The 3034-nt window shown below is 69.9% G+C and carries 2 protein-coding genes; both read left to right on the top strand.

Going from position 1 to position 3034, the window contains the following annotated elements; genetic code table 11:
- The first annotated feature begins 1 nt into the window (after position 1).
- Positions 2-547, top strand: coding sequence for an adenine phosphoribosyltransferase (locus ACFU5G_RS29685; RefSeq protein ID WP_377252708.1), 546 nt, complete (start codon positions 2-4; stop codon positions 545-547).
- 76 nt (positions 548-623) lie between these two features.
- Positions 624-2960: a RelA/SpoT family protein gene (locus ACFU5G_RS29680; protein WP_377252706.1), complete on the top strand. Its 2337-nt coding sequence runs from the start codon at positions 624-626 to the stop codon at positions 2958-2960.
- Positions 2961-3034 lie beyond the last annotated feature (74 nt).

Here is a 3034-nt window from a genome sequence, read left to right as displayed (position 1 = left end):
GGTGCCGGAGAGGGCGACGCGCGTTCGCGACCTGATCGCGGACGTCCCGAACTTTCCCTCTCCCGGTGTCCTCTTCAAGGACATCACGCCCCTCCTGGCCGACGCCGAGGGCCTGGCCGACGTCGTGGAGGCCTTCACGCGCCTCGCGCTGTCCGACGGCGTCGACGTCGTCGCCGGCATGGAGGCCCGCGGCTTCCTGCTCGGCGCGCCGGTGGCGCACGCGCTCGGCCGGGGCTTCCTGCCCCTGCGCAAGGCGGGCAAGCTGCCGCCGCCCACCCACAGCGTCTCCTACGACCTGGAGTACGGCTCGGCGGCCATCGAGCTGCGTGCGGGAACATTGACCCCCGGTGCGCGCGTTCTCATCATCGACGACGTTCTCGCCACGGGCGGTACCGCGGCGGCCGCAGCAGAGCTGGTGGAGAAGTGCGGTGGCGTGGTCTCGGGGCTCGCCTTCCTGATCGAGCTCGAGGCACTTCACGGCCGCGACAGGCTCCAGGGCCACAACGTCGATACTCTCCTGCGGGTGGACACCCCGTCCGGTCAATGATCGGGTCGGACGGCGCATAGAGGTCCAGGGCTAGACTGTCGACTCCGGGTTTCGTCCCGGGGAAGGAGGCGCGTACATGGCGGAGAACACGGTGTCACGCGCTCCGGTGCCCGAGAAGAACCCGCCGACCCCTCCGGGCGGCAACCGGATGCGCAACCGCCTCGTGCGCCTGGGTGTGCGCAGCATCGGCGGCGGCACTCCCGCGGCGATCGAGCCGCTGCTGCAGGCGATCCGCAGCAACCACCCGAAGGCCGACGTGGCCCTGATCGAGCGCGCCTACGTGGTGGCCGAGAAGGCCCACCGCGGGCAGATGCGCAAGAGCGGCGACCCGTACATCACGCACCCCGTCGCGGTCTCCACGATCCTGGCGGAGCTCGGGTTCGAGGGCACCACGATCGCGGCCGCGCTGCTGCACGACACGGTCGAGGACACGGATTACGCGCTGGACACGCTCGCCGCCGACTTCGGCGACGACGTCGCGCTGCTCGTCGACGGCGTCACCAAGCTGGACAAGGTCAAGTACGGCGACGCCGCGCAGGCCGAGACCGTGCGCAAGATGGTCGTCGCGATGGCCAAGGACATCCGCGTGCTGGTCATCAAGCTCGCCGACCGGCTGCACAACGCCCGCACCTGGAAGTACGTGCCGTCCAAGTCGGCGGAGCGCAAGGCGCGCGAGACCGTCGAGATCTACGCGCCGCTGGCCCACCGGCTGGGCATGAACACGATCAAGTGGGAGCTGGAGGACCTCTCCTTCCAGACCCTGTACCCCAAGGTGTACGACGAGATCGTGCACCTGGTGGCCGAGCGGGCGCCCGCGCGCGAGGAGTACCTCGGTGTGGTCAAGGGCCAGATCGAGTCGGACCTGCGCAGCGCGAAGATCAAGGCCACGGTCACGGGCCGGCCGAAGCACTACTACTCGATCTACCAGAAGATGATCGTGCGCGGTCACGACTTCGCGGAGATCTACGACCTCGTCGGCACGCGTGTCCTGGTGGACACGGTGCGCGACTGCTACGCGGCGCTCGGCGCCATGCACGCGCGGTGGAACCCGGTCCCCGGCCGGTTCAAGGACTACATCGCGATGCCGAAGTTCAACATGTACCAGTCGCTGCACACGACGGTGATCGGCCCGGGCGGCAAGCCCGTGGAGATCCAGATCCGGACGCACGACATGCACCGCCGCGCCGAGTACGGCGTCGCGGCGCACTGGAAGTACAAGGAGAAGACGCCGGCCGCGGGGGGCAACGACCCCAAGAACCAGGACATGGCCTGGCTGCGCCAGCTCGTGGACTGGCAGCGCGAGACCGCCGACCCGGCGGAGTTCCTCGACTCGCTGCGGTTCGAGATCGGCGGCGACGAGGTCTACGTCTTCACGCCGAAGGGCTCGGCCATGGCGCTGCCCGGCGGCGCCACACCGGTCGACTTCGCGTACGCGGTGCACACCGAGGTGGGGCACCGGACCATGGGCGCCCGCGTCAACGGCCGCCTGGTGCCGCTGGACTCGCCGCTGGAGAACGGCGACGTCGTCGACATCCTGACCTCCAAGTCGGAGACGGCGGGGCCGAGCCGCGACTGGCTCGGGTTCGTGAAGTCGCCGCGGGCGCGCAACAAGATCCGCCAGTGGTTCACCAAGGAGCGCCGCGAGGAGGCCGTCGAGACCGGCAAGGACTCGATCGCCAAGGCGATGCGCAAGCAGGGCCTGCCGATCCAGCGCCTCATGTCGCACGAGACCCTGGTCGGGGTCGCGGACGAGATGAACTACCAGGACGTGTCCGCGCTGTACGCGGCCGTCGGCGAGGGACAGATCTCCTCGGCCCACGTGGTCGACAAGCTGGTCAAGGCGCTCGGCGGGGCGGACGGCGCGGAGGAGGACGTCGCCGAGGCGGCCCGGCCGGGTGGCCTCACCGCCCGGCGCGTGCGGTCGGGCGACCCGGGCGTCATGCTCAAGGGCTCCGAGTCCGCGGACGTGTGGGTCAAGCTCGCCAAGTGCTGCACCCCGGTGCCGGGCGACGACATCGTGGGCTTCGTGACTCGCGGCCAGGGCGTGAGCGTGCACCGCACGGACTGCGTGAACCTGGACGGGCTGCGCAAGCAGCCGGAGCGCCTGGTCGAGGTCGAGTGGACGCAGGGCGCGAACACGATGTTCCTCGTGCAGATCCAGGTCGAGGCGCTGGACCGGTCCCGGCTCCTGTCGGACGTGACGCGCGTGCTGTCCGAGAACCACGTGAACATCCTGTCGGCCTTCGTCTCGACGTCGGACGACCGGCTCGCGGTCTCGCGGTTCATCTTCGAGATGGCCGAGCCCGCCCACCTCGCGACCGTCCTCTCGGCGGTCCGCAAGGTCGAGGGCGTGTTCGACGTGCACCGCATCACCGGCACCAAGCCGGTCGAGCGGCCGCAGCTCCCGGTCTGACCGGAACGCAGGTCGACTCCATCGCTGGCCGAGCCTGTCGCTGGTCGAGCTTGTCGAGACCCCGGGTCTCGACA

It is taken from the genome of Promicromonospora sp. NPDC057488 (assembly GCF_042802395.1).
Classification (GTDB): Bacteria; Actinomycetota; Actinomycetes; order Actinomycetales; family Cellulomonadaceae; genus Promicromonospora.
This window is presented reverse-complemented; position numbering and strand designations above follow the sequence as displayed.

Coding starts and splice junctions, on each gene's coding strand:
- ACFU5G_RS29680 (WP_377252706.1), top strand. CDS start 624: ATGGCGGAGAACACGGTGTCACGCGCTCCGGTGCCCGAGAAGAACCCG.